This window comes from Anaeromassilibacillus sp. SJQ-1, assembly GCF_046693725.1.
Taxonomy (GTDB): Bacteria; Bacillota; Clostridia; order Oscillospirales; family Acutalibacteraceae; genus Anaeromassilibacillus.
On record NZ_JBKEIV010000034.1, the window covers coordinates 126,895 to 150,945 of the forward strand.

A 24,051-nucleotide genomic window follows, 5' to 3' on the forward strand; every position below is an offset into this window, starting at 1 on the left:
AGTCATCAACCGAACTGCTTGAGGAACCGTACGTCGTTCTCATAGAACAGGCGCAGGTCGTCGATGTTATAACGCCGCATCACGACGCGTTCCAAACCCATTCCAAGGGCGAAACCGCTATAAATCTCCGGATCGATATCGCAATTGGAGAGCACCTTTGGATGCACCATGCCGCAGCCGAGAATTTCAATCCAACCTTCTCCTTTGCAGAGACGGCACCCCTCTCCATGGCAGTTGAAGCACTGCACGTCCACTTCGGCACTCGGTTCCGTGAATGGGAAGTGGTGTGGACGGAAACGGACAACCGAGTCTTCTCCGTACAGACGTTTTACAAAGGTCTCAAGAGTTCCCTTCAGATCTGCAAAGGTAATCCCTTTGTCCACTACGAGGCCCTCGATCTGATGGAAAAGAGGGGAGTGGGTTGCATCCACCGCATCCGAGCGATACACACGTCCGGGAGAGATGATGCGGATCGGCGGCTTTTGTTTTTCCATAACACGCACCTGTACCGGGGAAGTCTGGGTGCGCAGGACGATGTTTTCATTGATATAGAAGGTATCCTGCGTGTCACGCGCCGGATGGTCCTTTGGAATATTCAACGCTTCAAAATTATAGTAATCGTATTCGACTTCGGGGCCCTCTACAATGTCAAATCCCATACCCACGAAGATTTCCTTAATCTCATCCAGGACAATGGAGAGCGGATGTTTGACGCCCAATGTGCGGTGTTTGCCCGGCAGAGTGACATCGATACGCTCCTCTTCCAGACGCTTCTGAGTCGCTTGCGCCTTTAATTCCGCTGCGCGTTTGGTCAAATCGTCTTCGATAAAGGCACGGACTTTGTTGGCCAATTCACCGATGACGGGACGTTCTTCAGGAGAGAGTTTGCCCATCTGTTTGAGGATAGCAGTTACCTCGCCTTTTTTTCCAAGGTACTTGACGCGCAGGCTCTCCAGTGCTTGAGCATCGCTTGCTTCCGCCAGTTCCTGCGCGGCATTTGCGCGGATTTCCTCCAGCTTCTGCTTCATTGCGTAATCATTCCTTTCAAAACGATAAAGTATTGGGACGATAAACAAAAAGCCTTCGTCCCTCTTCAATAAAGGGACGAAGGCGTAAAACGCTCCGCGGTACCACCCTGATTCACACCGTTTTCGTGCGGTGTGCAGCTTTTTGACCGATAACGGGGTCCACCGTCGCGGCCTACCAGAACTCCTTCAACCGCGCCGCTCCAAAGGGAACTTCTCTTTTCTCATGCACAAGCACGCTTACAGCCGGTGGCGCGCCCTCTCTGTCTGCTGGGGGAAAAGCTACTTTCCTTTTTCCTTGCGTTATTTTTTAATATAGCATCTTTTTTGAAAAAATACAAGCTTTTTTGTGGAATTTTCAGCGCTTCTTATTCTGGACATGGCCCGGTCGATTCCCGAATAATCAGCTCTGGGCGCAAAAGAAGCTTGCCAATACTGACCCCTCCGATGAGTTCCTCTAAAAGCATAAACGCGCTTTTACCAAGAGAGACCCGATCTTGCCGGATCGTGGTGAGGGCTGGACACAGATGTTGCGCAATGGGTAAATCGTCAAATCCGGTGACACTGACATCTTCCGGCACACGTTTTCCAAGGCGCTTCAGTTCCGCAATCACCCCGGACGCGATTAAGTCGCTGGCACAGACAATCGCGGTTGCTCCTTGTTCGAGAAAATGGGCGACATGCTGTTTGGCGCAGTCTGCGACGAACCATCCATTTTGTACGAGAGAAGGGTCTACTGTCAGTTTATGGCGTTCCATCGATTCTAGGAAGGCCTCCTGCCGCTCTTGTGTAACCATACTGTTCTTGGCACCGTTTAGAAGTGCGATACGCTTATGTCCACCAGCTGCCAAAAGGCGGACAGCCAACTCGATTCCCTCGTAGCCATCCGTACCAACACTTCCCACATGCCGGTTTTGGATGATGTTGTCGAAGAGGACTGTCGGAACGCTGGTTTTATGGATCTGTGAGATGTAATCATCATGTAGGGCGAATCCGAGCAAAAAGGCGCCGCTGAAACCATTTTTTAGCATGAAGGAGTCATATTTTTCCTCTACTTGCATATTGAGATTGGTGGGGAGTACTGTGACATCATAGTGACGGCGTGCTGCTGCCAACTTAAATCCGACAATAATCTCATAGCCAAATTGGTCGATGCTGTTGTACTCCATATTTTCAATTAAAATACAGACCTTGTGTGTCCCTTTTCGTTGGACGCGCTTGACAGCATACCCCATCTCCACAGCGGTATCCAGCACCAATTGACGGGTTTCCTCGCTGATGTCCTTGGCTCCATTTAACCCTTTGGAAACTGTACTGGTTGCAATACCGAGTTTTTTTGCAATGTCTTTGATCGTCGCCACGGCATCACCTCCCTGACAAATCAATGATTTCAATAAAAACAGCAGAAAGCCGCATCGTTTCTTTTTGGTATGGTTGGAAAAAACTTCTTTTAGTATATCGTGCCTAAAGCGGGGTTGCAAGAGCTTTTTCCATGGATTGCCGGATGGTGATCTGGTTGCGGAAGAGTATTCAATCCTATATCAAAAAAACAGCTATATTTCACAACAAATTCCCAACGAAGAGATAGTGCATTGGTTGACATTGCCAAGAAGATTTGCTATCATATTTTCTGGCAAGATTTCGAATATTTTCGTGATTTAGGTGATTTTATGCCAAATAAAAGCAAACAATTACCCCGAGGAGCGGGTATTTTATTGCCGGTCAGCAGTTTACCGTCCCCGTATGGGATTGGTACGTTGGGCAAAGCGGCATTTACATTTCTGGATTTCTTAAAGGCGGCGCGGCAAAAGTACTGGCAGGTGCTCCCAGTAGGGCCGACCAGCTTCGGCGATAGTCCCTATCAGTCGTTTTCTGCATTTGCGGGAAATCCATATTTCATTGATTTGGATACACTCTGTGAAGAAGGACTGCTGCAAGAGGAAGAGATCAAGGAGTTTGATTGGGGGAAAGCCCCGGATGATGTGGACTATGCAAAGCTCTACCAATCGCGTTTTCAAGTTCTGCGGTTGGCATTTCAAAGGAGCAAGCACATCGGAACACCGGCCTACGAAGCGTTTTGTGAGGAGCAAGCCCTGTGGCTGGAGAACTATGCCCTTTACATGGCGTTGAAGGACTCGTTCCACGGACAAGAATGGCTTCTCTGGCCCGAGCGGATTCGTATGCGGGATGCGGAAGAGGTGGAAATCTGGTCTGCACTTTTGGAAGAGGAGCGGAATTTTTGGAAATTCTGCCAATTCCAGTTTTATCAGCAGTGGGATCGTGTTCGCGCCTATGCGAAGGCGTGCGGTGTACAGATTATCGGGGACATCCCCATCTACGTCGCATTGGACAGTGCAGACGTATGGGTTCACGGAGAATTATTCCAGCTCGATGCGCAACACAGGCCAACATGTGTAGCAGGTGTTCCCCCGGACGCTTTTTCTGAAACCGGTCAACTCTGGGGAAATCCTCTTTATGATTGGGAGGAGATGGAACATACAGACTTTGCCTGGTGGAAAGCGCGCATGGCCCATTCAGCGCGCCTGTATGATGTCATTCGCATTGACCATTTCATTGGGACGGTACGCTACTATGCCATCCCTTACGGCGCAGAGACAGCCGCACGGGGAGAGTGGCGGCAAGGGCCGGGAATCAAGCTGGTCAAGGCGATCGATTCGGCGGTGGGAACGTCCAAGATTATTGCAGAGGATTTGGGCGCCTTGGTTCCAGAGGTGCGCAAGGTACTGAAGCAGGCGGGGTACCCCAGTATGAAGGTGATGCAGTTTGGCTTTGATTCAGATGCCCAAAACGAGCACCTTCCGCACAATTATTCTCAGAATATGGCTATTTATGGCGGAACGCATGATAATGAGACATTGGTGGGGCATTATGTGGAAAAGAAGGGCAAGGATGCGCGCTATGCGATGCGCTATTTACAGGTCCACCGCCGTAAAGATATTCCAAAGGCAATGATCGTGGCGGGTTATGCGAGTGTGGCCAATACGGTTTTATACCAGATACAGGATCTTCTGTTCCTACCAAACAGTGCCCGGATGAACTTCCCATCTACGCTGGGAGGAAATTGGCGTTGGCGCTTGGTGGAAGGAGCAGCTGACCGACGAGCTTGCAGATTGGCTCTGCGGATTGGCAGAGATCTATGGAAGATAACCAGGAGGGGAAAGCAATGAACACCTTTAAAAACGATATATGCGAGGCGCTGGAATTGGACTATGGAAAGAACATCCAAGAGGCCAGTACCGTAGAACTGTATGATGCGGTTTCCAAAGCGGTTATGAAGGCGGTTGCCGCTGACTGGAGAAAGCCTTTGAAGGAGAAACGGGCGTGCTATTTTTCTGCCGAATTTTTGGTGGGCCGCTTGATCTACAACAATTTGTTGAACCTAGGATTGCTCGATCAGCTCGCAGAGCTATTCAATGAGAACGGAATCGAGCTTTCGATCTTTGAAGATATTGAGGACGCGGCGTTGGGAAACGGCAGCTTGGGCCGTTTGGCCGCGTGTTTTTTGGATTCAGCCGCAACGCAGAATCTCCCATTGGATGGGTATGGAATCCGCTACAGATACGGCCTGTTTAAGCAGTATTTTGAAAATGGATTCCAGAGGGAAACAGCGGATGACTGGCAGCGGTTTGGCGATCCTTGGTCCATCCGGAAAGAAAGCGAGAAGGTCCGGATCGACTTTAAAAATCAGCGGGTATATGCGGTTCCGTACGATACGCCTATTATTGGATACGGCGGAAAACGAATCAATACACTTCGCCTTTGGCAGTCTGAACCCATCCATGGCTTTGATTTTCAGCTGTTCAATGAACAGAAATATGACCGTGCCGTGCTTGAGCGAGATGAGGCTGAGGCGATCTCGAGCGTTTTGTATCCAAACGATGATACAGACAAGGGGAAGCGTCTGCGCTTAAAACAGCAGTACTTTTTCTCCAGTGCATCCCTTCAAGATCTTCTGCGAAAATACCAGGCAAAGCATGGCGAGGATTTCTCTGCGTTTCCGGAGGAATACGCCATTCAGCTGAATGATACCCATCCGGTGATCTCCATTGCAGAATTGGTACGTCTATTATCAGAGAGAGGGGTCCCCTTTGCACGCGCTCTAAAGATTGTACGGCAGACTTTTGCCTACACCAACCACACCATTATGGCGGAAGCGTTGGAAAAGTGGGATGTACGTCTGTTTAAGTCGGTGGTCCCTCAGGTATATCGTTATGTGGTGTTGATTGACAAGGCTCTACAGAAGGAGCTCGATCATCGGGGGATCCGTGGAGAGGATCAAAAGCCTTATCGCATTTTGGACGGTGGCATGATTCATATGGCCCGGATGGCGATTTTTGCCACACACTCCACCAATGGTGTGGCGAAAATTCACACGGAAATTCTCAAAAATACAGCTCTTAACGAGTGGTATCGTCTATATCCGGAACGCTTTAACAACAAGACCAATGGAATTACCCAGCGCCGATGGTTGGCCCTGTGCAACCAGGAACTTTCCGGTTTTATCACGGATAAAATCGGAGGCAGTTGGGTGACAGATCTTTCAAAGTTGAAGGGATTGGAAGCGTTTTGGGATGATCCGGAGACCTTACAGCAGTTTGCTGAAATTAAGCAGCTGAAAAAGCAGCAGTTGGCTGATTATATAGAAAAACATGAGGGGGTTCGCCTGGACCCGCGTTTTCTCTTTGATATTCAGGCGAAACGTCTTCATGAGTATAAGCGGCAGCTGTTGAATGCATTTTCCATTCTCGACATCTATTTTGGCCTTAAGGATGGAAGAATTTCGAATTTTTATCCAACGGTTTTTCTGTTCGGGGCAAAGGCTGCTCCGGGATATTACCGTGCAAAAGGGGTAATTAAATATATCCATGAGATTGCGAAACTGGTCAACCACGATGAAGAGACAAAGGATCGGCTCCAAGTCTTGTTTGTGGCCAATTACAATGTCTCCTATGCAGAAAAATTAGTTCCAGCTGCGGATGTTTCGGAACAGATTTCAACGGCTGGGACCGAGGCCTCCGGTACTGGGAATATGAAGTTTATGCTCAATGGCGCGGTCACACTTGGCACCTATGATGGAGCAAATGTTGAAATCGTAGAGCAGGCAGGCAAGGAAAATAACTACATCTTCGGCGCGCGAGTAGAAGAGCTTCAGCAGGTCGAAACAGTTTATGATCCCAGAATGGTTTACGAGACTTATCCGCGCATACGTAAAGTGGTGGACACCTTAATCGATGGGACGTTCAGTGACGGCGGCACAGGGATGTTCCAAGAGCTGTATGATTCTCTGCTCAAGGGGGCGAGTTGGCATAAACCGGATCACTATTATCTGTTGCTTGATTTCTTGCCGTACTGTGATGCAAAGTTACAGGTTAACGCGGACTATCGAGACAATCGCATGCAGTTTATCCGCAAATGCTTTGTGAACACTGCCAATGCAGGGAAGTTTTCCAGCGACCGGACCATTGTGGAATATGCCAAGGAGATCTGGCAGATCGGTGAGGCCTCTCATACGACTTAAAATGCTTTTATTCAGCAAATTCGGACTGAATAAAAACCAGGAATTGTAAAAATCACTGGAATATGGTACAATTATAAAATCAATTCGTATGGCCTGCGCAGATGGATTTGTGCGGGCCATACCAGACAGGCAGGGTACCGCACATGCTTTTGGTTGGGATCGATCTGGTTGAGGTCAAGCGAATCAAAAAATCCATACAGAATCCGCGTTTTTGTGAAAGGGTATTTGGACCCGCTGAACGGGCCTTTTTGCAGGAGCGCGGATTTTCCGCGCAGAGTGCGGCAGCTTCTTTCTGTGCAAAAGAGGCCTTTGCCAAAGCGTTGGGAACAGGTGTGCGCGGTTTTTCTCTCAGGGAAGTAGAGTTGTTGCGCGGGAGTTTGGGGGAGCCCAGCCTGCATTTGAGCGGGCAAGCGCAACGCATTGTTTGCGAGCGTGGTTTGGTGTTTTCTGTAAGTGTCACCCACACAAAAGAGTATGCATCTGCTGTGGTCATTGGGCAAGCGTCTGTGGATTCCTGATATTTGAATTGGGAAAAATATAATGGTTTTATTGCACCCAAAGCAGTCCGGATAAAAAGGAGAGGTACATACATGAAGGTATTGAATGCGGAACAGACCCGCAATCTGGAAAAGAGCGCCGTCCGATCGGGAGTTAGTTATTTGCAGCTGATGGAAAATGCAGGCGCGGCAGCGGCCCGGTTTATTAAAAAGCGTTTTCCAGTCGATCAGAAGCGCGTAGTGGTGCTTTGTGGAAAAGGAAATAACGGCGGCGATGGCTTTGTGGCAGCACGCCACCTTGCAGAATTGGGAGCTAAGGTGATCGTGGTTCTAACCGAAGGACAGCCCGGCACGGAGATTGCACGGGAGATGTTTGAAAAACTCTCCGGAACAACGGTCAAGACAGTCGATTATCTGGAAACCCCTGAAATCATTGCACCCATGCTTTCTTCAGCGGATTTCATTGTGGATGCAATCTATGGAATTGGGTTTCATGGTTCGGTTCCAGAATATTTACATCCGTTGTTTATTGTAGTGAAGAGCTGTACAGCAACGGTGATTTCTTTGGATATTCCCAGCGGTGTGATCTGTGATACCGGTGGGATTGAGGGGAAATGTATCCGAGCGAATTATACGGTTTCGTTTACTACGTTGAAAAATGCTCATCTATTGCAGCCTGGCAAGACGTATTGTGGACAGGTGGCCGTCGTACCAGTTGGGATAACAGCCGCTTTGGTGAACCGTCAGCCGACGACTTTGGAGGTAACGGAGCAAAATGTAGCGCGCACCATGGTAAAGCCGCGTAAACCAGAGAGCAATAAGGGGAGCTATGGCCGTTTATTGTGTGTATGTGGCAGCGCAGGGATGGCTGGTGCGGCTGTATTGAGTGCAAAGGCGGCGATCCGCTGCGGGACAGGATTGGTAAATGTTGCACTTCCTTCGACTATTTATCCCATTGTAGCTTCTCAGGTGGTGGAGCCGGTTTACACGTTATTGAATCATCTGCCCAACGGGGCGCTTTCCGGGGAAAGTGAGCGCAATCTGTTGGCTTTCCTTTCACGGTCAACCGCTTGCCTCATCGGCTGTGGTCTTGGAAAATCTGCCGCGTCAGTAGCTTTGGTTACAAAACTACTGGCGACAGCAAAATGCCCGCTGGTAATCGACGCAGATGGAATAAATATCCTTGCGGAGCATATAGATATTTTGAAAACAGCAAAGGGACCGGTTGTTATGACGCCGCATCCCGGCGAGATGGCTCGCTTGTTAAAAACAAATGTGGCGGATGTTCAGGCACACCGTTTGGAATATGCCCGCAGCTTTGCTGCGGAACATCATGTGACTTTGGTGCTCAAAGGGGCTGGCACGATTGCAGTTTCTCCGGAGGGAAAGGCGTTTCTCAATATTACGGGGAATCCCGGTATGGCAAAGGCGGGAAGCGGCGATGTTCTAGCAGGAATGATTGCTTCCTTCGTTGCGCAGGGAGTACAGCCATTGACAGCTGCAGCGGGCTGCGTATATCTGCATGGTATGGCTGGTGATCGCTGTGCACAGCGCTTGTCCAAATGTGCGATGTTGCCTTCGGACATGATTGAAAAGCTTCCGGAGCTGTTTTTAGAAATTGAACGATAGACCGGGGGGTTGTCCATGCGCAGGACTGCGCTGTTCCTATTTCCATTTCTTGCTTTCCTATTGTCCGCATGTACCGTACCCACGCAGCCCTTGGAACCCGCAGACTTAGTGTTCAATATCTCTTGTAGAGCGGCGATCACATCGGGGGAAACACAGGTTACCTGTGAAGTCAATCGCACTGGCCCTGGAATCCTGCGTGTCTCGATTTTACAGCCGGAAGATCTGGCTGGGATGGACTACTATTGGAGCGGCGAGGGGTTCAGCGTCGCCTATGCAGGGTTGGAAGCGCAAAGCGAGGTCTGCACACTGCCACAGACCAATTTTGCGTTGGTCTTGCAGCAGGTATTGGATTATGCCTGCCGTCCAGATGTATTGACAGTCGAAGAAGATCATACCTATCATGGGTCCTTTGACGGATGTGATTTCTCTCTTACAGCCGATCCAGAGACGGGGCAGATTTTGTCCCTCGCGATTCCTCAAAAGGATTTTATGGCACAGTTCCTCTGATGATCCGCCGGCAGAGCGGATGCTGGTGGTCAAATAAAAATAGAACGCTGTTCATCGACGGATGAGCAGCGTTTTTTCTTTTAAGCCTCAAAAAATGAGCTGGAATCGATCCAAAATTTGTTTTTGTGTCCACTACCTCACTCTTCTAATATTATGATAACGAGCACGACAAGTTTTTTGACAGAGAATTTTTCAAAGCGAATAATCTCGGAAACCCCTGTCAAAAATACAGATAAGCTCATGAGCGGAATATATCCTTGTATTCGGAGAGTGAAAAGTGTGAACATTAGAAGAGGCGATATTTACTATGCCGATTTAAGCCCTGTCGTCGGTTCTGAACAGGGTGGAGTACGCCCGGTGCTAATTGTTCAAAACGATGTTGGAAACCGGTTTAGCCCGACCGTCATCGCAGCAGCCATCACCAGCCAACGGGCCAAAGCAAACCTTCCGACGCATATTATGCTGCATTCGGAGGACACCGGGCTGGCAAAGGACTCGGTAGTCCTATTGGAACAAGTGCGTACCATCGATAAGCATCGTTTAAAGGAACGCATGGGGCGCATCGACCGCCGTTCGATGGAACAGGTGGACCAGGCACTCAGCATCAGTTTTGGGCTGGGCGGCACCGAAACCGTTCGACGGGCTACATAGATATTGCCGTATGACGGCGCTAGGTAGCCCGATTTGAAAATTTTGATTCGTCTGTACAAGAGTATAATCTCGGTGTACAGATCGAAAAATAAAGGACACGCTACCGTTCTTTGCGGGGAGGCGTTAGGAAAGCAAATGCGGAAAATCCGCATAGGAAGCGCCGCTGATAGCTTAGCGGTATCAAAAAGAAGGGATGTGTTTCAAAATGGCGTTGACGGAAAAGGAACTTTCTGCCATTGAAGATCAGCTTAGCAGCGAAAAATTGCTCATTGCCAAGTGCAAAGAGTATGCGCAACAGTGTACAGACCCGGAACTTAAACAGAAGTGCAATGCAATCGCGGGAAAACATCAAACCCACTATGAAAAGCTCTTGAGCTTTTTAAACTAGGGAGGGATTGACTATGGCTATGCAGGAAAAAGAAGTATTTGACGATGTCTTAGCTTCGCAAAAATTTATTACTGAGATGTACAATACCTTCGCCAATGAATGCGCTACACCGAATATCCGCGATGAATTTATGAATATCCTCAATGAGGAACATCAGATTCAGGCAGATGTATTCGATGAGATGAAAAAACGCGGCTGGTATCCAACACCGCAGGCGCAGCAGCAAAAAATTCAACAGGCAAAACAAAAATTCCAGAACGCAAATCCTCAATCATAAAAGAAATCCTTTCTATAGACAGGGCCAACCCAAAAGAAATTACTTTGGGTTGGCCCTGTTACGTTACTGCCAAATTAGACAGAATGGTTCCCTCTGTTTTTGACAGAAATAGCAAAAACAAACCGCTATAATAAAAGAGCCGCTTGAAAAAGAACGGCTTGGAAAAAAGGGGGGATGGGACACACGCAGACCGTATACATAGACGTATTGATCGGTGTAAACTTGTTCATCAACTATTTTCTGTTGCTTGCAGTCGCACGCTTCCTACATCTTCCAGTACGGCGCGGACGGATGATTGCTGGAGCTGCATTGGGGGCATTTTATGCTCTGAGCATCTTTCTACCCGAACTTCCTTCGATCTTGGCTCTGTTTATCAAGTTATTGATGTCTGCTACCATCATCTGGGCTGCATTCCCTCTACAGGGCTGGAAACTCTTTTTGCGGTCCCTAGCCGGCTTTTATTTGACGAGCTTTGCCTTTGCGGGGTTTATGCTTTGCCTCTGGTATTTTATAGCCCCGCAGGGATTGCTGATTAAAAATTCTGTGGTTTATTTTGACGTCTCGCCGTTATTTTTGCTGGTAACAACGGTGATTTGCTATTTTGCAATTCGCTTTATTCAAAGAATAACTGGTAGACAACAATCGGAAACACTTCTTTGCCCCATCGCCGTGTTTTGTGAAGGAAAGGAAATACACTGTACGGCAAAGGTGGACACAGGAAATACTTTAACAGAGCCGTTTTCAGGGTTTCCGGTGGTTGTGGTACAGGAATCGGTCCTTCCTGCGGAGATACTCCAGCAGAGGGAACAGACAAATTTTCGCCTAGTACCCTATGGGGCTGTGGGCGGTGAAGGGATTCTTTCTGCATTTCGCCCAGAAAAGTTGACGATCTCTATGGGAAAACGCCATATCGAAACAAAGGATGTTTATATTGCTGTATGTCCGGAATCCCTTTCCAATGGGGAATTCGATGCGTTGCTTCATCCGGACCTGTTGGCTTAAATTCGGATCATTCCATCGGTTCAAATTTGGCCGTGGACAGATGGAACAAACAGTACATATGCCGAAGCGGCAGCGGCAAAGAGGGGAGTACGTGTTTCAAACAAAAGTAAACAACCTATTTCATTGGTTGAAAGAAAAATGGTCGTTTTTGTTGTTCCGATTTCGGATACGGGGAGAAATTCATTACATCAATGGACCAGAGACCTTACCGCCGCCCCTTACAGCGGAGCAGGAAGCAACGGTGATGGAAAACATCATGGAGGGAAAACAAAACGCACGTGAGCCGTTGATTACTCATAATCTGCGTCTGGTTGTATACATAGCAAAGAAATTTGAGTCTGAGTACAGCAAACGTGGAGGACTTAATCTCAATTGGAACCATTGGTTTAATCAAAGCGGTCAATACTTTTTGTCCGGAACGGAAAATTAAGCTGGCGACCTATGCATCCCGCTGCATCGAGAATGAAATTCTAATGTACCTGCGAAAAAGCTCTCAACAGAAAAATGAAATATCCATTGATGATCCGCTAAATGTGGACTGGGATGGAAATGAACTATTGCTTTCAGATATTTTGGGGAGTGAACAGGATACAGTAAACCACGGACTAGAGCAAGAGGTGGAGCGTGATCTATTGCTCAATGCGGTGGAACATTTGGCGCCACGCGAAAAGAAGATCATGCAACTTCGCTTTGGGCTAAATCATACCAAAGAGCATACGCAAAAGGAGGTGGCCGATAGCCTGGGAATCTCACAATCTTACATATCGCGTCTGGAAAAGCGCATTATTGAACGCTTGCGCAAAGATTTGGAGCGTGTAAGTTAAGGGGCCATTCTGAAAAACCACCCACACAGGATCATTTGATCCCGTGTGGGTGGTTTTATTTGCGTAAGAGTCCTCTTAAAAGAGATCGGTTTTAAACTATATTGTATGAAAAGGCTATTCTACATAACGGTTTAACAGAATCGTTCAATATTGTGAAGTGTATCATTCAGATTGCAATCGGATTTTGACTCAATCAATCGATCTCCCAGTACGCGGCGCTGTAGGGTGGGAGCTTGCTTCCCCCGCCAAAATCGTGCATTTCTCCGGTCAACAAGTCGCGTGCCCGGCCAGCATTGGCGTTAAAATGGGCATCGTATGCCTCGCTATCCGCGTTGACTGCAACTAAAACGCGCTTTCCCTCATAAGAACGCTCAAAAATAAACTGTTTATTGGTCAACAGGACAGATTGAAAATTGCCGTAACAAAGTACTTGGCTTTCTTTGTGCGCCTTTGCACATCTTGCAATCCATTCTGTCAGTGCATTACTTTGCGGTTCTTCAAAACAAGGGCGCAAAGAATCGTCACTGCCATGTTCCTTTTTCCCAAGAGCTCCCCATTCACTGCCATAATAAACGCAGGGGATACCTGGCATACCGAACAGCAACGCATAAATAATGGGAAGATGTTTTTCATTTGTCAAATTGCTCGCAATTCGGACAACATCGTGATTGTCCACAAAGTTAAGAAGATGTTTTCCCTTGTAGAGCGTCCAATTTTCCGGCCCAAATTGGCGCAAAAGGGAATGGCCGATTTCGAACAGGTTCATGGAGTTCAAACTGGAGAACAACCCCTTATAACATTCGTAATTGGTGGCGCTGTGAAGCATCTGATCGTTCATAATCTGGTTGTAATCCCCGCCAAGAATCTCTCCCACCAAGAAGAAGTCCGGCTTCAATGTATCACAAAAACTGCGTAGACGGCGAAGAAAATCTCGATCTACACAGTAGGCGACATCCAAGCGTAAACCATCGATATCAAATTCCTCTACCCAACTGCGAATACAAGAAAAGAGGTGGTCGATGACAGCTTCATTGCGCAAATTTAGCTTTACCAGTTCATAGTGGCCTTCCCAACCTTCGTACCACAAGCCATCGTTATAGCCATCATTACCGCCAAAATTGATATGAAACCAATCTTTGTAAGGTGAATTTTCGCGATGCTTCAAAACATCCTGAAAGGCCCAAAAGCCACGCCCCACATGATTGAAAACACCGTCAAGGACGACCTTTATTCCGTTTTGGTGTAATTCTCTACACACGGCTGCAAAGTCCTCATTGGTACCAAGGCGGCAATCCAACTTACGATAATCACGTGTATCGTACCCATGCGCGTCCGATTCGAATAGGGGAGAGAAGTAGATTGCATTGGCTCCACAGTCTAAAATATGTGGAATCCAGCTGGTCACTTTCTGGATGCGCGGTGTGAGGATACCATCGTTTTGTTTGGGAGCCCCACAGAAGCCGAGGGGATAAATCTGATAAAAAACACTCTCATAAGCCCACATCAGAAAAAACTCCAATCTCCGCTGACGAAAAAATTTTTATAGGAAGGGGAAGAAGAGCTTGTTTCCAGCGGCAAACAAGCTCAGATCGCACAATTATAGAGAATATATTTTTATATGAACTGTTACTATTATACAATAAAAAATAGAAAATGTCACGAAAAACATAAGTATAATGAACCAGAAGCTACAAATGAGAACTGTGACAAACGGAACATCTCACGCCAGGTTTTCCCTGTAATATTCAAGAGACTATCTGGATACCAACCACAGCGCCCTGTTATGGCCTTTTATTTTGGAACAATAGAGATCATGCGGAGGAAGGGCGATTGACGGGGATATTTTATTCTCGACTATAGCCTTTTTTACCCTCCTGCATGATTTCATTAAATGGAGATTAGCAACAAATATGTCTTTTCTTTAACCAATTCAGGGGTTTGCAACGATGTTTCCCTATTGGGCGGATAACCTTGATCGAAAGATTTAATGAAAGGAAACTAGAAAAGGATGTCCGAATGGTCATGAAATGATGGAAGAATCTCTTCGTTTTTTAGAAACGCAGATATTTTTCCAAACAAAAGAGGATGCCCCTTTTCCATGAATCGAAAGATTCGTAGTTTTGGGACACCCTCTTCTATCAAAAGTGGTGTTAAGGAAAACATAAGTCCGGTAAAATAGCGTAGGCCTCAACGAGTCGTGTGTAGGGGTAATGACGGCAATTGGCCGGACTCGTGGAGGGCAGTGCAAGGGCTGGCCGTCCGGTGGAGGGCAAGCATAAGCGTTTGTAAAGAGCGGCTGCTTTTGTGCCTGTTGTACAAATGGTACGGATAGGAACACTTTGTAACAAGGGGGATAGGTCATTTGCAACCGGTTCTCGGATACTTCCATCGTCAGCGCCTTCAATCGAGCAACTTTTTAGCACATCCCAAAGCGCAATATGATTGTATAGGCAGAAAGCAGCCTTTTCATCATTTGTAACCGGCAAAGCCTGCTGGAATACATCCGACAGAACACGCCAAAAGCGATTTTGTGGGTGGGAGTAATAAAAACCAAAGGCTCGGCTTTTGGGAGAAGGCATTGTGCCAAGTATTAAGACTTTGGAATTTTTATCAAAGAGAGGCGCCAATGTATGCTGTACATATTCTGGCAAGCCTATTCCTCCTTTGGCTGGGAAGGCATCGAATAGAGTTGTTTCGCTACGGCAAGAAGGTCTTCATACTGGTTGGCACATCGGTTCTCCAATACGGCATCCAGAAGTTCCTGTAAATCCGGCCCACTTCTGGCCCCTCTGGGATACCGAGCTGCAAAAGATCTTGTCCTTTTATAGCGAGGTCTTTGCGTTGAAAGCAAGCCTGTTCAGCGAGAATTCTATTGAGAGCTACGGCTTCCCGTTCAATCATTTCCATGCGCAGAGCAGCGGCGGGGGAGTGAGCAGCCGTATCTGCCTGGTTAACAGCCAGCAACATACGGAAAACAGGTTCTCCCAGTCGATTTAACCAACGTTTGATACGAACGTCTTCATCGGTGATAGACACATCGTGATATTTGACCAAAGTATAGACGGTTCGGACGATCTCATTGCTAAAACGGAGGCGAGTGAGTATGGTTTTGGCGATGTCTGCACCCAGATTTTGATGCCCATAAAAGTGTCCGACTCCTTTAGCATCCATAGAGAAACATTGTGGCTTACCAATATCATGCAGTAAAACGGCAAGCCGCAGTTCTAGTTTCGGTTCTATCGCAGAAATCGCATGAAGCGTATGCTCCCATACGTCGTAGATGTGGTAGGGACTGTGTTGCTCTAATCCGACCATGGGGGTAATTTCGGGAAGAAAAACGGAAATGACCCGTTGATATTTCCGTAAGATTCGTTCCGCGTCCCGGCCGCACAAAAGCTTGGAAAATTCCACTTGAATGCGCTCCTCAGCAATCCGATTGAGCAGATCCCTTTGCTGAAAGATTGCATAAGCAGTCTTTTTTTCAATGGTGAATCCTAAAGTAGAGGCAAAGCGAAGCCCACGAAGAATTCGAAGTGCGTCTTCCTGAAAACGCTGTTCTGGCATACCTACACAGCGCAATGTACGGCTGTGTAGATCGTGCAAACCGTTGTATGGATCGACCAACCCCCGATTGGGATGGTAGGCAATGGCATTGACTGTGAAATCTCGACGGGCCAAATCGTCCAGAAGATTCCTAGAAAAAGATACAGAATCCGGATGCCGTCCGTCAGAGTAGGCACCATCCACCCGATAGGTTGTAATTTCTACGGATAGACCGTCGATGAACACCGTCACAGTACCGTGTTGCAGACCGGTGGGAAGGACCGGATAATCGGACAAGGCTTGGGCTACCTCTTCTGGATGCGCCGAACAAGTGAGATCCCAATCGTTTGGAGAAAGCCCTAGTAAACTGTCGCGGATACATCCGCCCACCGCATAGGCCTCAAAGCCATGTTTTTGCAGCCGGTCGATCAGGCGCAGCACCTGTTTCGGTGGATGAATGGGAAGAATCGAATTTCTTTTTCGGGATGCGCGGCGCCTGGATGATGGCATAATATCACCTCTTTCCATATGCTTATTATAACGAATTTTTCTTAAAAGAGATAGCTTTAACCGGAATAAGAGAAGAAACTTTCCGATTGGTAGGGGTGCCCATTGATTAAATAATAAAAGAGTTCCTTTTTATTGAAATAAAAAACAGCGCGGAAAATCTCCGCGCTGTCTCTATTGCAATCACGAAAAATTATTTAATCATGTTGGCAACTTCATCTGCAAAGTTGTCCTCGCGCTTCTCAAGGCCTTCGCCCTTCTCAAAGCGTACAAATGCAACAATCTTGATGTCGCCGCCGAGTTCTTTAGCTGTATTCTCCGTATACTGCTTAACAGACAGGTCGCCGTCCTTTACATAAGCCTGCTCCACAAGGCATACTTCCTTATAGAACTTGCCAAGTCTACCCACGACGATCTTCTCAGCAATGTTGGCCGGCTTACCGGACTCAATCACCTGCTCTGTGAGAATCTTCTTCTCATGCTCAACAACGTCGGCCGGAACAGAAGCCTCGTCCAGATAGGACGGGTTGATCGCAGCAACCTGCATAGCAATGTTCTTTGCGTACTCCTGGAAACCTTCCTTTGCAGCAACTTCCGGAGAAGTCTCGAACTTCACCAGGACGCCAATTCTGCCACCGCCATGGATATAGGAGACCACTGTGCCCTCAAAACGCTGGAAACGACGAATCTTAATATTCTCGCCGATGGTGAGGATTTTCTCCTTGAGGAGCTCATCGACCGTCAGCTCGGAATCTGCTGCCTTGCAGGTCAACAGAGCATCAACATCCGCCGGATTCTGTGCCATAACCGTATCGGCGCAGGTCTTTACAAAGTTCTGGAAATCTGCGTTCTTTGCAACAAAGTCAGTCTCTGCATTGACTTCGATTGCAACGCCAACATTGCCAGCTTCATTGGTGCAGGCATAGGCAACGCCTTCTGCTGCAATACGGCCAGCCTTCTTGGTGGCAGCAGCCAGGCCCTTTTCTCTCAGGAAGTCGATCGCGGCATCCATATCGCCGTTTGCTTCGGTCAATGCCTTTTTGCAGTCCATCATTCCGCAGCCTGTCTTCTCACGAAGCGCTGCAACGTCTTTTGCTGTAAAAGCAGCCATTGATTATCCCTCCGTTTTTTAAACGCACCGGGAGAATATCCTCCCGGCGCTTTTTGATCGATTGTTTTACTGATTTGATGGGGGAATCCTACTGGATTAGCCCGCGACCTCCTCGGCCTCATTTTCTTTTTCCTGTGCCTCAGCAGAGCCCATCTGGCCCTCTCTGCCTTCGATGATCGCATTTGCCATCGTAGCAGAAATCAGCTTGACAGCGCGGATTGCGTCGTCATTGCCCGGAATGACATAGTCGATTTCGTCCGGATCGCAGTTGGTGTCAACGATTGCAACGATCGGAATACCGAGCTTCTTTGCCTCAGCAACAGCAATTCTCTCCTTGCGCGGGTCAACAATGAACAGAGCGCCTGGGAGCTGCTTCATATCCTTAATGCCGCCCATGAATTTTTCCAGCTTTTCGATTTCGAGTTGGAGCTTCGTAACTTCCTTCTTCGGAAGAAGATCGAACGTGCCGTCGGCTTCCATTGCCTTGAGTTGGTTCAAACGGTCAATTCTGCGGCGAATGGTGCGGAAGTTGGTGAGCATGCCGCCCAACCATCTTGCGTTTACAAAATAAGCGCCTGCACGCTCTGCCTCGTCGCGAACGGATTCCTGGGCCTGCTTCTTTGTTCCGACAAACAAAACAGATTTGCCTTCCATCGAAAGCTCGCGGATGAAATTATATGCTTCCTCAAGCTTCTTAACGGTCTTCTGCAGGTCAATGATATAAATACCATTGCGTTCGGTGAAGATATAGGGAGCCATTTTCGGGTTCCATCTTCTGGTCTGGTGGCCGAAATGGACGCCGGCCTCCAAAAGCTGTTTCATAGATACAACTGCCATGATAAATCCTCCTTGGTTTTTCCTCCGCCGCGTTTTATTTTAGACGCAGAACCTCAGAGAAAGCTCTCTAAAGCACCGGTTCGTCCAACGCTGGCGTGTGTTTTGCGCGCATTATTATACCACAATCAGACAGAGATTGCAAGATTTTTTCAGAATGTTGCCGGATAACGGTCAACTTCCAAACATGCGCGGTTTCTTTTTCACTCGATAAAAGTCATTATAACACACCAGAATGGTTTCGTCACCAATGACTTCAATATCTTGCCACTTAATGATGATGTCATCCTCACGGCCGAGCAGGCCAAAGAAACGCAGCCGGCCATAAATGACAAGGGAAAGAACCCGTGCGGTGACGGTATCGATCTCCACATCGCACACATAACCAATACGTGTGCCATCCTTTGTATTGATAACCTCCTTATGCCGCATGTCCGCGATTCTGCAATTCATGGAACATTCCTCCTGCACTACTGATCGTTTCATATGTATGCACAAACATTTTTTCAAATGCAGAAAACAGATATAACCCATTAGGAAATCTGTTTTTAATGAATTTGTATAAGGTTTCCGGGAAATTTCTTGATTCTTTTTATGCGAAATGATACAATATAAAAGAAATATAGCCGGGATTTGTACCGGCGAACTGAAGGAGGAATCGGAATGAATATCTGGCATGATATCTCCCCAAAACGCATAAAAACAGACGATTTCTGTGCAGTTATCGAGATTACAAAGGGAAGTAAGGCCAAATATGAGCTGGATAAAGAGACGGGATTGCTCTTTTTGGACCGTATCCTGTACACGTCCACACATTATCCAGCAAATTATGGATTTATTCCACGAACCTATGCAGAGGACCACGATCCACTCGATGTTTTGGTGCTTTGTTCGGAAAATATCCATCCTTTGTCCTTGGTACGTTGCTATCCGATTGGTGTAATCAGTATGGAAGACAATGGGCATAAGGATGAAAAGATTATCGCGATTCCATTTAATGACCCGACCTACAACGGCTATAAGGATATCAGCGAGTTACCGGCCCATATTTTTGATGAGATGTCCCATTTCTTTTCCGTGTATAAGGCACTTGAGGGGAAAACGACGGCGATCGACAACGTTTGCAGCGTTGATCGTGCAAAAGAAATCATTCAAGAGAGCATCGAAAGCTATCTGGAAAACTATTGTCGTTGATGTTGTTTCATTGGACAAGTACGCTTCTATAAAAATTTTTTAAATGGGTTTGAAACCGGGGAAAAGCCACAGCACACGTGGTTTTTCCCCGGTTTGCAATGTCAAAAACAAGCCACTCCACTTGCTTTTTCCTTCCTATCCAGTGCATGTTCCCACCCGATCATGGCAATAATGATTGCGAAAGCCGGATGGGAGGAATGTGCTGTGTACAACAAAGTGGACATCTGTGGAGTAAATACTGCAAAGCTCAAAGTCTTGACGGAAAAGGAAAAAACAGAACTGCTGCGCCGTGTCAAGGAAGGGGATAAGCAGGCAAGGGAAGAATTGATTAATGGAAACCTGCGGTTGGTCCTCAGTGTTATCCAGCGATTTACAAATCGCGGGGAAAATTTAGACGATCTTTTTCAAGTGGGGTGTATTGGGCTTATCAAAGCAATCGACCACTTTGATATGAATCAGGGCGTACGGTTCTCTACCTATGGCGTGCCGATGATTATTGGAGAGATCCGCAGATATTTGCGCGACAACAACAGCATTCGTGTCAGCCGATCCCTGCGAGATACAGCGTACAAGGCGATGCAGGTGAAAGAAAAGATGACCGCGCAGAACAATCGGGAACCCACGATTGAAGAAATCGCAAAGGCGCTGGATCTTCCACGGGAAGATGTGGTGTTGGCGTTGGAATCCATTGTGGAGCCGGTATCCCTATATGAACCGGTTTTTTCGGATGGGGGAGATACCATTTATGTGATGGATCAGGTGGGCGACAACAACGACGACAACAATTGGTTGGATGAAATTGCTCTAAAAGAAGCGATTAGCGATCTAAGTGATCGGGAAAAACGTATTTTAACCATGCGTTTTTTCCAGGGGAAAACCCAGATGGAAGTTGCCTCGGAAATTGGTATCAGCCAGGCGCAGGTCTCTCGCTTGGAAAAAGGGGCGTTGGGAAAAATAAAAAGGGATATTTAAAGAAAAGGGGTTCCACAGTCCGATTTTTGAAAATCGGACTGCGGAACCCCTTTTGATGTAACACATAGGGATGCCTTAACCAATTTGGTTTTCAATTGATTCCAATGTTTGCTCGAAATCAGCCGCTGTTACAAGCATGGAAATCTCTACATCGGAGGTGCTGATGAGGCGGATGTCCGTATTGACATCCGCCGCAGCCTTCAAAATTTTGGCCGCGATTCCGGGCGTATTTTTCATATGTTCATCATACACCGCAATCTTGTAGTTCCCACTGCTGACGATGGTTTTAATATCGTGATTGTCGTATAGGGCAGAGGTGAATTTTAAAATTTTACCAAGATCTTCGTCATCAATGGTAAACGAGATGGTGGTATATGCTCCGTGCGTAGGCGCCAGGGAAATCATATCCACATTCACGCCCAAATCCGAGATTTTTTGAAAGATCTTTGCAATGGAGGTGAGCGCCACTGGACAATTCTGTAAATTGACCAGAGTGATGTCGCTGAGGGTTGTGATAACCGATTGTTCCATAATCGTATCCCCTTTACTTTAATAAGTCAGACATATTATAGAGTCCGGCGGGCTGTTTTGCCAGGTATACGGCAGCATTGATGGAGCCATTGGCAAAAATCTCCTTTGATTGTGCGGAATGAGAAAGGGTGATGACCTCATGCGGTCCAGCAAAAATCACTTCGTGCTCTCCAACGATTGTTCCGCCGCGCACTGAATGCATTCCAATCTCATTCTTATCGCGCTTTTTGCGTTGGGAATGGCGATCGTACATATAAGTCATACGGTGATCCTCGACGGAAGAAATGCCGTCCGCAATCATGAGTGCCGTACCGCTGGGGGCGTCGATTTTTTGATTGTGGTGTTTCTCAATGATTTCAATATCAAAATCTTCGCCCAAAATTTGCGCCGCTTTTTTAGAGAGTTCAATCAAAAGATTGATCCCCAAGCTCATGTTTCCAGAATAAAAGACAGGGATTTTGTGAGATGCCTGCTTCAATTCATTCACTTGTTCATGGTTATAACCAGTTGTGCAGAGCACTAAAGGGAGCTTACGCTCCAAGCCAAACTGTAACAGGGGGGTGAGCAAGGCCGGATGGGAGAAATCGATCACAACGTCTGCTTCTTCCCGCACATCGGCAGGAGCAGCATAGACAGGAAAATCCCCAAAGGGATCTGTGTGAAGGTCAATACCGGCTACAATTTTACAATCTTCCCGTTCTTTGACACATGCGGCGATCACACGGCCCATTTTACCGTTGCATCCGCAGAGAAGAATCCTGGTCATTTTTTATCCTCCCAAAGGTGATCTTCGTTTAGATCAGCTGATATTTTTTTAGAATGGTCCGGAGCTGATTCAGCGCCGGTTCGCTCATTGTTGTCAGAGGCATCCGGCAGTCGCCTACGTCAAAGCCCATTTCATTCATCGCAGCTTTAACGGGTATGGGATTGACATCCATAAAGAAAGCGTTCATCAATTCCACATATTTCAGTGTAAGCTCACGGCTCTTAGCCGCATCCCCGGACAGGAACGAAGCGCATAGATCGTGCATCTCCTGCGGCAAGACATTGGCAAACACCGAGATAACGCCCTTACCACCCAAAGCGAGCATCGGAAGGGTCTGATCGTCATTTCCGGAATAAACGTAAAGATCATCCCCACACAGGGCAATCGTCTTAGCTACCGAAGAAATGTCCCCGTTGGCCTCTTTAACTGCATTGATGTTTGGGTGTTTGGAGAGTTCCAAATAGGTCTCCGGTTTAATGTTGCAGCCTGTACGCGAAGGGACATTGTAGAGGATCATCGGCAGATGAACGCGATCTGCAATGTATGTATAATGCCGTATCAAACCTGTTTGGGATGTTTTATTGTAATAGGGTGTCACAGAGAGAAGCGCATCTGCACCCATACGCTCTGCTTCCTGAGAAAGTTGTACTGCATAGGTCGTATCGTTACTGCCTGTACTGGCGATAACGGGAACACGCTTGTTTACCTTTTGAATGACATATTCCAACGCCTTGCAGTGCTCTTCGTGGTTCAAGACAGGGGATTCACCTGTTGTCGCACAGGCGATAATCGCGTCCGTGCCGTGGCTGATCTGAAATTCGATCAACTCCCCGTACTTTTCGTAATTGATGGAGCCATCCTTATGCATGGGAGTGACCAGCGCAACGCCAGAACCGGTGTAGATGAGTTTCTTCATAGTCGGACCTCCAATTCATTAGTTAACTGAGAATATGTATGTATATTCGTTCCCTTTGGAAATCAGTCCAAGTATCCCTTTGCACAGAGCAGCTCTGCCATCAGAACAGCGCCGCCAGCGGCGCCTCGCAGCGTATTATGAGAGAGACAGACAAACTTGATGTCGTACTGGGTATCCGGGCGCAGGCGGCCGATCGAAACGGCCATACCGTTCTCCAAATTGCAATCCAAGCGGGATTGCGGACGGTCATCCTCGCGGAAATAATGCAAGAACTGCTTCGGCGCGCTCGGCAACTCGAGCTCCTGCGGGATACCTTTATAACTCTCCCAACGGTGGATAATCTCCTCCAGCTCGATTTTCTTTTCATAAGAGACAAATACGGCTGCGGTATGCCCATCGGAGACCGGCACACGCAGGCACTGGGAGGTGATGCAGGGAGAGGTAGCGTTTACAATTTTTCCGTCCTCCACATGTCCCCAAATTTTCAGAGGCTCGTTTTCAGATTTTCCTTCTTCTCCACCAATAAAAGGAATCACGTTGTCAAGGCTTTCCGGCCAAGTTTTAAAGGTTTTTCCAGCGCCGGAAATGGCCTGATACGTGCAAGCCAACACCTTAGTGACATTCAAATCCATTAGTGGGTGAATGGCTGGGACATAGCTTTGCAAGGAACAATTGGATTTTACAGAAATAAATCCGCGCTTCGTACCAAGACGTTTGCGCTGTGCTTCGATTACAGCAGCGTGATCTGCATTGATCTCCGGAATAATCATCGGCACATCCGGGGTACCGCGATTTGCACTGTTGTTTGACATAACGGGGCATTCTGCCTTTGCGTAGGCCTCCTCCAATGCCTTGATCTCGTCCTTGTTCATATTGACGGCACAGAAGACAAAATCTACCAGCGAAGCAACTTTTTCTACATCCGCTGCAGCATCAAAAATGATCATTTCTTTCATGGATTCTGGCATGGGGGTACTCATAGCCCAACGTTCGCCCACTGCTTCTTCATAGGTCTTGCCGGCTGAACGGCCGCTTGCGGCGAGCGCCTTTACTTCAAACCACGGATGGTTTTCCAGAAGCGTTGCAAAACGTTGTCCAACCATACCTGTAGCTCCAATAATTCCAACTTGATATTTTTTCATTGTACCATTTCCTCCTATATGATGATATGGGAATAGCTGAAAAGAAAGAACCTGACAGAACGAAAAGATACCCCTCCTGAAACAGTCCTTAGAAATGTATCCAGGGCAATCCTTGAAAGATTGAAATGGCCAGATTGTTTCTTTTCGGTTTGACCGGAACGGCAGCGTCCGGGCGGGCCGCGCGTGTTCCCCTACT

General features: G+C 47.4%; 23 protein-coding genes, 1 pseudogene and 1 other annotated feature. Of the genes and pseudogenes, 12 read left to right on the forward strand and 12 right to left on the reverse strand.

The window, feature by feature from the left end; genetic code table 11:
- Positions 1–5 precede the first annotated feature (5 nt).
- Complete coding sequence (pheS, locus tag ACGCCZ_RS08135) at positions 6–1,028, reverse strand: phenylalanine--tRNA ligase subunit alpha (protein WP_054322991.1); 1,023 nt, start codon at positions 1,026–1,028, stop codon at positions 6–8.
- 69 nt (positions 1,029–1,097) lie between these two features.
- Positions 1,098–1,333, reverse strand: a binding site (T-box leader).
- Positions 1,334–1,393: 60 nt separating this feature from the next.
- Positions 1,394–2,386, reverse strand: coding sequence for a LacI family DNA-binding transcriptional regulator (locus ACGCCZ_RS08140; RefSeq protein ID WP_054322990.1), 993 nt, complete (start codon positions 2,384–2,386; stop codon positions 1,394–1,396).
- Positions 2,387–2,740: 354 nt separating this feature from the next.
- Between ACGCCZ_RS08140 and malQ the strand changes: the two genes are divergently transcribed.
- From malQ to sigE, 10 genes and pseudogenes are all read left to right on the forward strand, one after another.
- Positions 2,741–4,213 (forward strand): 4-alpha-glucanotransferase, encoded by a 1,473-nt coding sequence (gene malQ, locus ACGCCZ_RS08145; RefSeq protein ID WP_411655757.1) that lies wholly within the window; start codon positions 2,741–2,743, stop codon positions 4,211–4,213.
- Positions 4,210–6,564: a glycogen/starch/alpha-glucan phosphorylase gene (locus ACGCCZ_RS08150; protein WP_411655758.1), complete on the forward strand. Its 2,355-nt coding sequence runs from the start codon at positions 4,210–4,212 to the stop codon at positions 6,562–6,564. The genes malQ and ACGCCZ_RS08150 overlap by 4 nt, the downstream gene beginning before the upstream one ends.
- A 143-nt stretch (positions 6,565–6,707) precedes the next feature.
- Complete coding sequence (gene acpS, locus ACGCCZ_RS08155; RefSeq protein ID WP_054322988.1) at positions 6,708–7,082, forward strand: holo-ACP synthase; 375 nt, start codon at positions 6,708–6,710, stop codon at positions 7,080–7,082.
- Between the two features lie 72 nt (positions 7,083–7,154).
- A complete protein-coding gene (locus tag ACGCCZ_RS08160; protein WP_082402039.1) occupies positions 7,155–8,690 on the forward strand; it encodes an NAD(P)H-hydrate dehydratase in 1,536 nt (511 codons plus the stop codon).
- 15 nt (positions 8,691–8,705) lie between these two features.
- The gene (locus ACGCCZ_RS08165) at positions 8,706–9,197 is read left to right on the forward strand and encodes a hypothetical protein (RefSeq protein WP_411655759.1); all 492 of its coding nucleotides are present in this window, start codon (positions 8,706–8,708) and stop codon (positions 9,195–9,197) included.
- A 240-nt stretch (positions 9,198–9,437) separates the two neighbouring features.
- Entirely contained in the window at positions 9,438–9,848 is a 411-nt protein-coding gene (locus ACGCCZ_RS08170) for a type II toxin-antitoxin system PemK/MazF family toxin (protein ID WP_411655760.1), read from the forward strand.
- A 205-nt stretch (positions 9,849–10,053) separates the two neighbouring features.
- The gene (locus ACGCCZ_RS08175; protein WP_054322985.1) at positions 10,054–10,236 is read left to right on the forward strand and encodes a spore coat protein; all 183 of its coding nucleotides are present in this window, start codon (positions 10,054–10,056) and stop codon (positions 10,234–10,236) included.
- A 13-nt stretch (positions 10,237–10,249) separates the two neighbouring features.
- A complete protein-coding gene (locus ACGCCZ_RS08180) occupies positions 10,250–10,513 on the forward strand; it encodes a spore coat protein (RefSeq protein WP_054322984.1) in 264 nt (87 codons plus the stop codon).
- Between the two features lie 174 nt (positions 10,514–10,687).
- Complete coding sequence (locus ACGCCZ_RS08185; RefSeq protein WP_054322983.1) at positions 10,688–11,515, forward strand: sigma-E processing peptidase SpoIIGA; 828 nt, start codon at positions 10,688–10,690, stop codon at positions 11,513–11,515.
- Positions 11,516–11,573: 58 nt separating this feature from the next.
- Positions 11,574–12,339 (forward strand): annotated as a pseudogene (gene sigE, locus ACGCCZ_RS08190) (RNA polymerase sporulation sigma factor SigE).
- 193 nt (positions 12,340–12,532) lie between these two features.
- Here sigE and ACGCCZ_RS08195 read toward each other — a convergent pair.
- From ACGCCZ_RS08195 to ACGCCZ_RS08220, 6 genes are all read right to left on the reverse strand, one after another.
- Positions 12,533–13,843: an alpha-amylase family glycosyl hydrolase gene (locus tag ACGCCZ_RS08195; RefSeq protein WP_054322982.1), complete on the reverse strand. Its 1,311-nt coding sequence runs from the start codon at positions 13,841–13,843 to the stop codon at positions 12,533–12,535.
- A 646-nt stretch (positions 13,844–14,489) separates the two neighbouring features.
- A complete protein-coding gene (locus ACGCCZ_RS08200) occupies positions 14,490–14,990 on the reverse strand; it encodes a DNA-deoxyinosine glycosylase (protein WP_054322981.1) in 501 nt (166 codons plus the stop codon).
- Positions 14,991–15,036: 46 nt separating this feature from the next.
- Positions 15,037–16,392, reverse strand: coding sequence for a CCA tRNA nucleotidyltransferase (locus tag ACGCCZ_RS08205; RefSeq protein ID WP_411655761.1), 1,356 nt, complete (start codon positions 16,390–16,392; stop codon positions 15,037–15,039).
- Positions 16,393–16,582: 190 nt separating this feature from the next.
- The gene (tsf, locus tag ACGCCZ_RS08210; protein WP_054322980.1) at positions 16,583–17,500 is read right to left on the reverse strand and encodes a translation elongation factor Ts; all 918 of its coding nucleotides are present in this window, start codon (positions 17,498–17,500) and stop codon (positions 16,583–16,585) included.
- A 96-nt stretch (positions 17,501–17,596) separates the two neighbouring features.
- Positions 17,597–18,337 carry a 30S ribosomal protein S2 gene (rpsB, locus tag ACGCCZ_RS08215; RefSeq protein ID WP_054322979.1) on the reverse strand — a complete coding sequence of 247 codons (741 nt, stop codon included), beginning with the start codon at positions 18,335–18,337 and terminating at the stop codon, positions 17,597–17,599.
- A gap of 171 nt (positions 18,338–18,508) precedes the next feature.
- Positions 18,509–18,787, reverse strand: a complete 279-nt coding sequence (locus tag ACGCCZ_RS08220) for a YlmC/YmxH family sporulation protein (RefSeq protein ID WP_054322978.1) — start codon at positions 18,785–18,787, stop codon at positions 18,509–18,511.
- A gap of 210 nt (positions 18,788–18,997) precedes the next feature.
- Here ACGCCZ_RS08220 and ACGCCZ_RS08225 point away from each other — a divergent pair, with 210 nt between their 5' ends.
- Entirely contained in the window at positions 18,998–19,528 is a 531-nt protein-coding gene (locus ACGCCZ_RS08225) for an inorganic diphosphatase (protein ID WP_054322977.1), read from the forward strand.
- 171 nt (positions 19,529–19,699) lie between these two features.
- A complete protein-coding gene (gene sigG, locus ACGCCZ_RS08230) occupies positions 19,700–20,500 on the forward strand; it encodes an RNA polymerase sporulation sigma factor SigG (RefSeq protein WP_085534543.1) in 801 nt (266 codons plus the stop codon).
- A 75-nt stretch (positions 20,501–20,575) separates the two neighbouring features.
- Here sigG and ACGCCZ_RS08235 read toward each other — a convergent pair whose 3' ends face one another.
- From ACGCCZ_RS08235 to asd, 4 genes are all read right to left on the reverse strand, one after another.
- Complete coding sequence (locus ACGCCZ_RS08235) at positions 20,576–21,031, reverse strand: ACT domain-containing protein (RefSeq protein WP_054322976.1); 456 nt, start codon at positions 21,029–21,031, stop codon at positions 20,576–20,578.
- Between the two features lie 13 nt (positions 21,032–21,044).
- Positions 21,045–21,797, reverse strand: coding sequence for a 4-hydroxy-tetrahydrodipicolinate reductase (dapB, locus tag ACGCCZ_RS08240; RefSeq protein ID WP_082402036.1), 753 nt, complete (start codon positions 21,795–21,797; stop codon positions 21,045–21,047).
- 28 nt (positions 21,798–21,825) lie between these two features.
- Positions 21,826–22,713, reverse strand: coding sequence for a 4-hydroxy-tetrahydrodipicolinate synthase (gene dapA / locus ACGCCZ_RS08245; protein WP_054322975.1), 888 nt, complete (start codon positions 22,711–22,713; stop codon positions 21,826–21,828).
- Positions 22,714–22,775: 62 nt separating this feature from the next.
- A complete protein-coding gene (gene asd, locus ACGCCZ_RS08250; RefSeq protein WP_411655762.1) occupies positions 22,776–23,855 on the reverse strand; it encodes an aspartate-semialdehyde dehydrogenase in 1,080 nt (359 codons plus the stop codon).
- Positions 23,856–24,051 lie beyond the last annotated feature (196 nt).

Excerpts from the sequence above, each read along its gene's own strand:
- pheS (WP_054322991.1), bottom strand. The coding sequence starts at position 1,028 with ATGAAGCAGAAGCTGGAGGAAATCCGCGCAAATGCCGCGCAGGAACTG.
- ACGCCZ_RS08150 (WP_411655758.1), top strand. The coding sequence starts at position 4,210 with ATGAACACCTTTAAAAACGATATATGCGAGGCGCTGGAATTGGACTAT.
- acpS (WP_054322988.1), top strand. The coding sequence starts at position 6,708 with ATGCTTTTGGTTGGGATCGATCTGGTTGAGGTCAAGCGAATCAAAAAA.
- ACGCCZ_RS08160 (WP_082402039.1), top strand. The coding sequence starts at position 7,155 with ATGAAGGTATTGAATGCGGAACAGACCCGCAATCTGGAAAAGAGCGCC.
- ACGCCZ_RS08165 (WP_411655759.1), top strand. The coding sequence starts at position 8,706 with ATGCGCAGGACTGCGCTGTTCCTATTTCCATTTCTTGCTTTCCTATTG.
- ACGCCZ_RS08170 (WP_411655760.1), top strand. The coding sequence starts at position 9,438 with ATGAGCGGAATATATCCTTGTATTCGGAGAGTGAAAAGTGTGAACATT.
- ACGCCZ_RS08175 (WP_054322985.1), top strand. The coding sequence starts at position 10,054 with ATGGCGTTGACGGAAAAGGAACTTTCTGCCATTGAAGATCAGCTTAGC.
- ACGCCZ_RS08180 (WP_054322984.1), top strand. The coding sequence starts at position 10,250 with ATGGCTATGCAGGAAAAAGAAGTATTTGACGATGTCTTAGCTTCGCAA.
- ACGCCZ_RS08185 (WP_054322983.1), top strand. The coding sequence starts at position 10,688 with ATGGGACACACGCAGACCGTATACATAGACGTATTGATCGGTGTAAAC.
- ACGCCZ_RS08195 (WP_054322982.1), bottom strand. The coding sequence starts at position 13,843 with ATGTGGGCTTATGAGAGTGTTTTTTATCAGATTTATCCCCTCGGCTTC.
- ACGCCZ_RS08205 (WP_411655761.1), bottom strand. The coding sequence starts at position 16,392 with ATGCCATCATCCAGGCGCCGCGCATCCCGAAAAAGAAATTCGATTCTT.
- tsf (WP_054322980.1), bottom strand. The coding sequence starts at position 17,500 with ATGGCTGCTTTTACAGCAAAAGACGTTGCAGCGCTTCGTGAGAAGACA.
- rpsB (WP_054322979.1), bottom strand. The coding sequence starts at position 18,337 with ATGGCAGTTGTATCTATGAAACAGCTTTTGGAGGCCGGCGTCCATTTC.
- ACGCCZ_RS08220 (WP_054322978.1), bottom strand. The coding sequence starts at position 18,787 with ATGAATTGCAGAATCGCGGACATGCGGCATAAGGAGGTTATCAATACA.
- ACGCCZ_RS08225 (WP_054322977.1), top strand. The coding sequence starts at position 18,998 with ATGAATATCTGGCATGATATCTCCCCAAAACGCATAAAAACAGACGAT.
- sigG (WP_085534543.1), top strand. The coding sequence starts at position 19,700 with ATGATTGCGAAAGCCGGATGGGAGGAATGTGCTGTGTACAACAAAGTG.
- ACGCCZ_RS08235 (WP_054322976.1), bottom strand. The coding sequence starts at position 21,031 with ATGGAACAATCGGTTATCACAACCCTCAGCGACATCACTCTGGTCAAT.
- dapB (WP_082402036.1), bottom strand. The coding sequence starts at position 21,797 with ATGACCAGGATTCTTCTCTGCGGATGCAACGGTAAAATGGGCCGTGTG.
- dapA (WP_054322975.1), bottom strand. The coding sequence starts at position 22,713 with ATGAAGAAACTCATCTACACCGGTTCTGGCGTTGCGCTGGTCACTCCC.
- asd (WP_411655762.1), bottom strand. The coding sequence starts at position 23,855 with ATGAAAAAATATCAAGTTGGAATTATTGGAGCTACAGGTATGGTTGGA.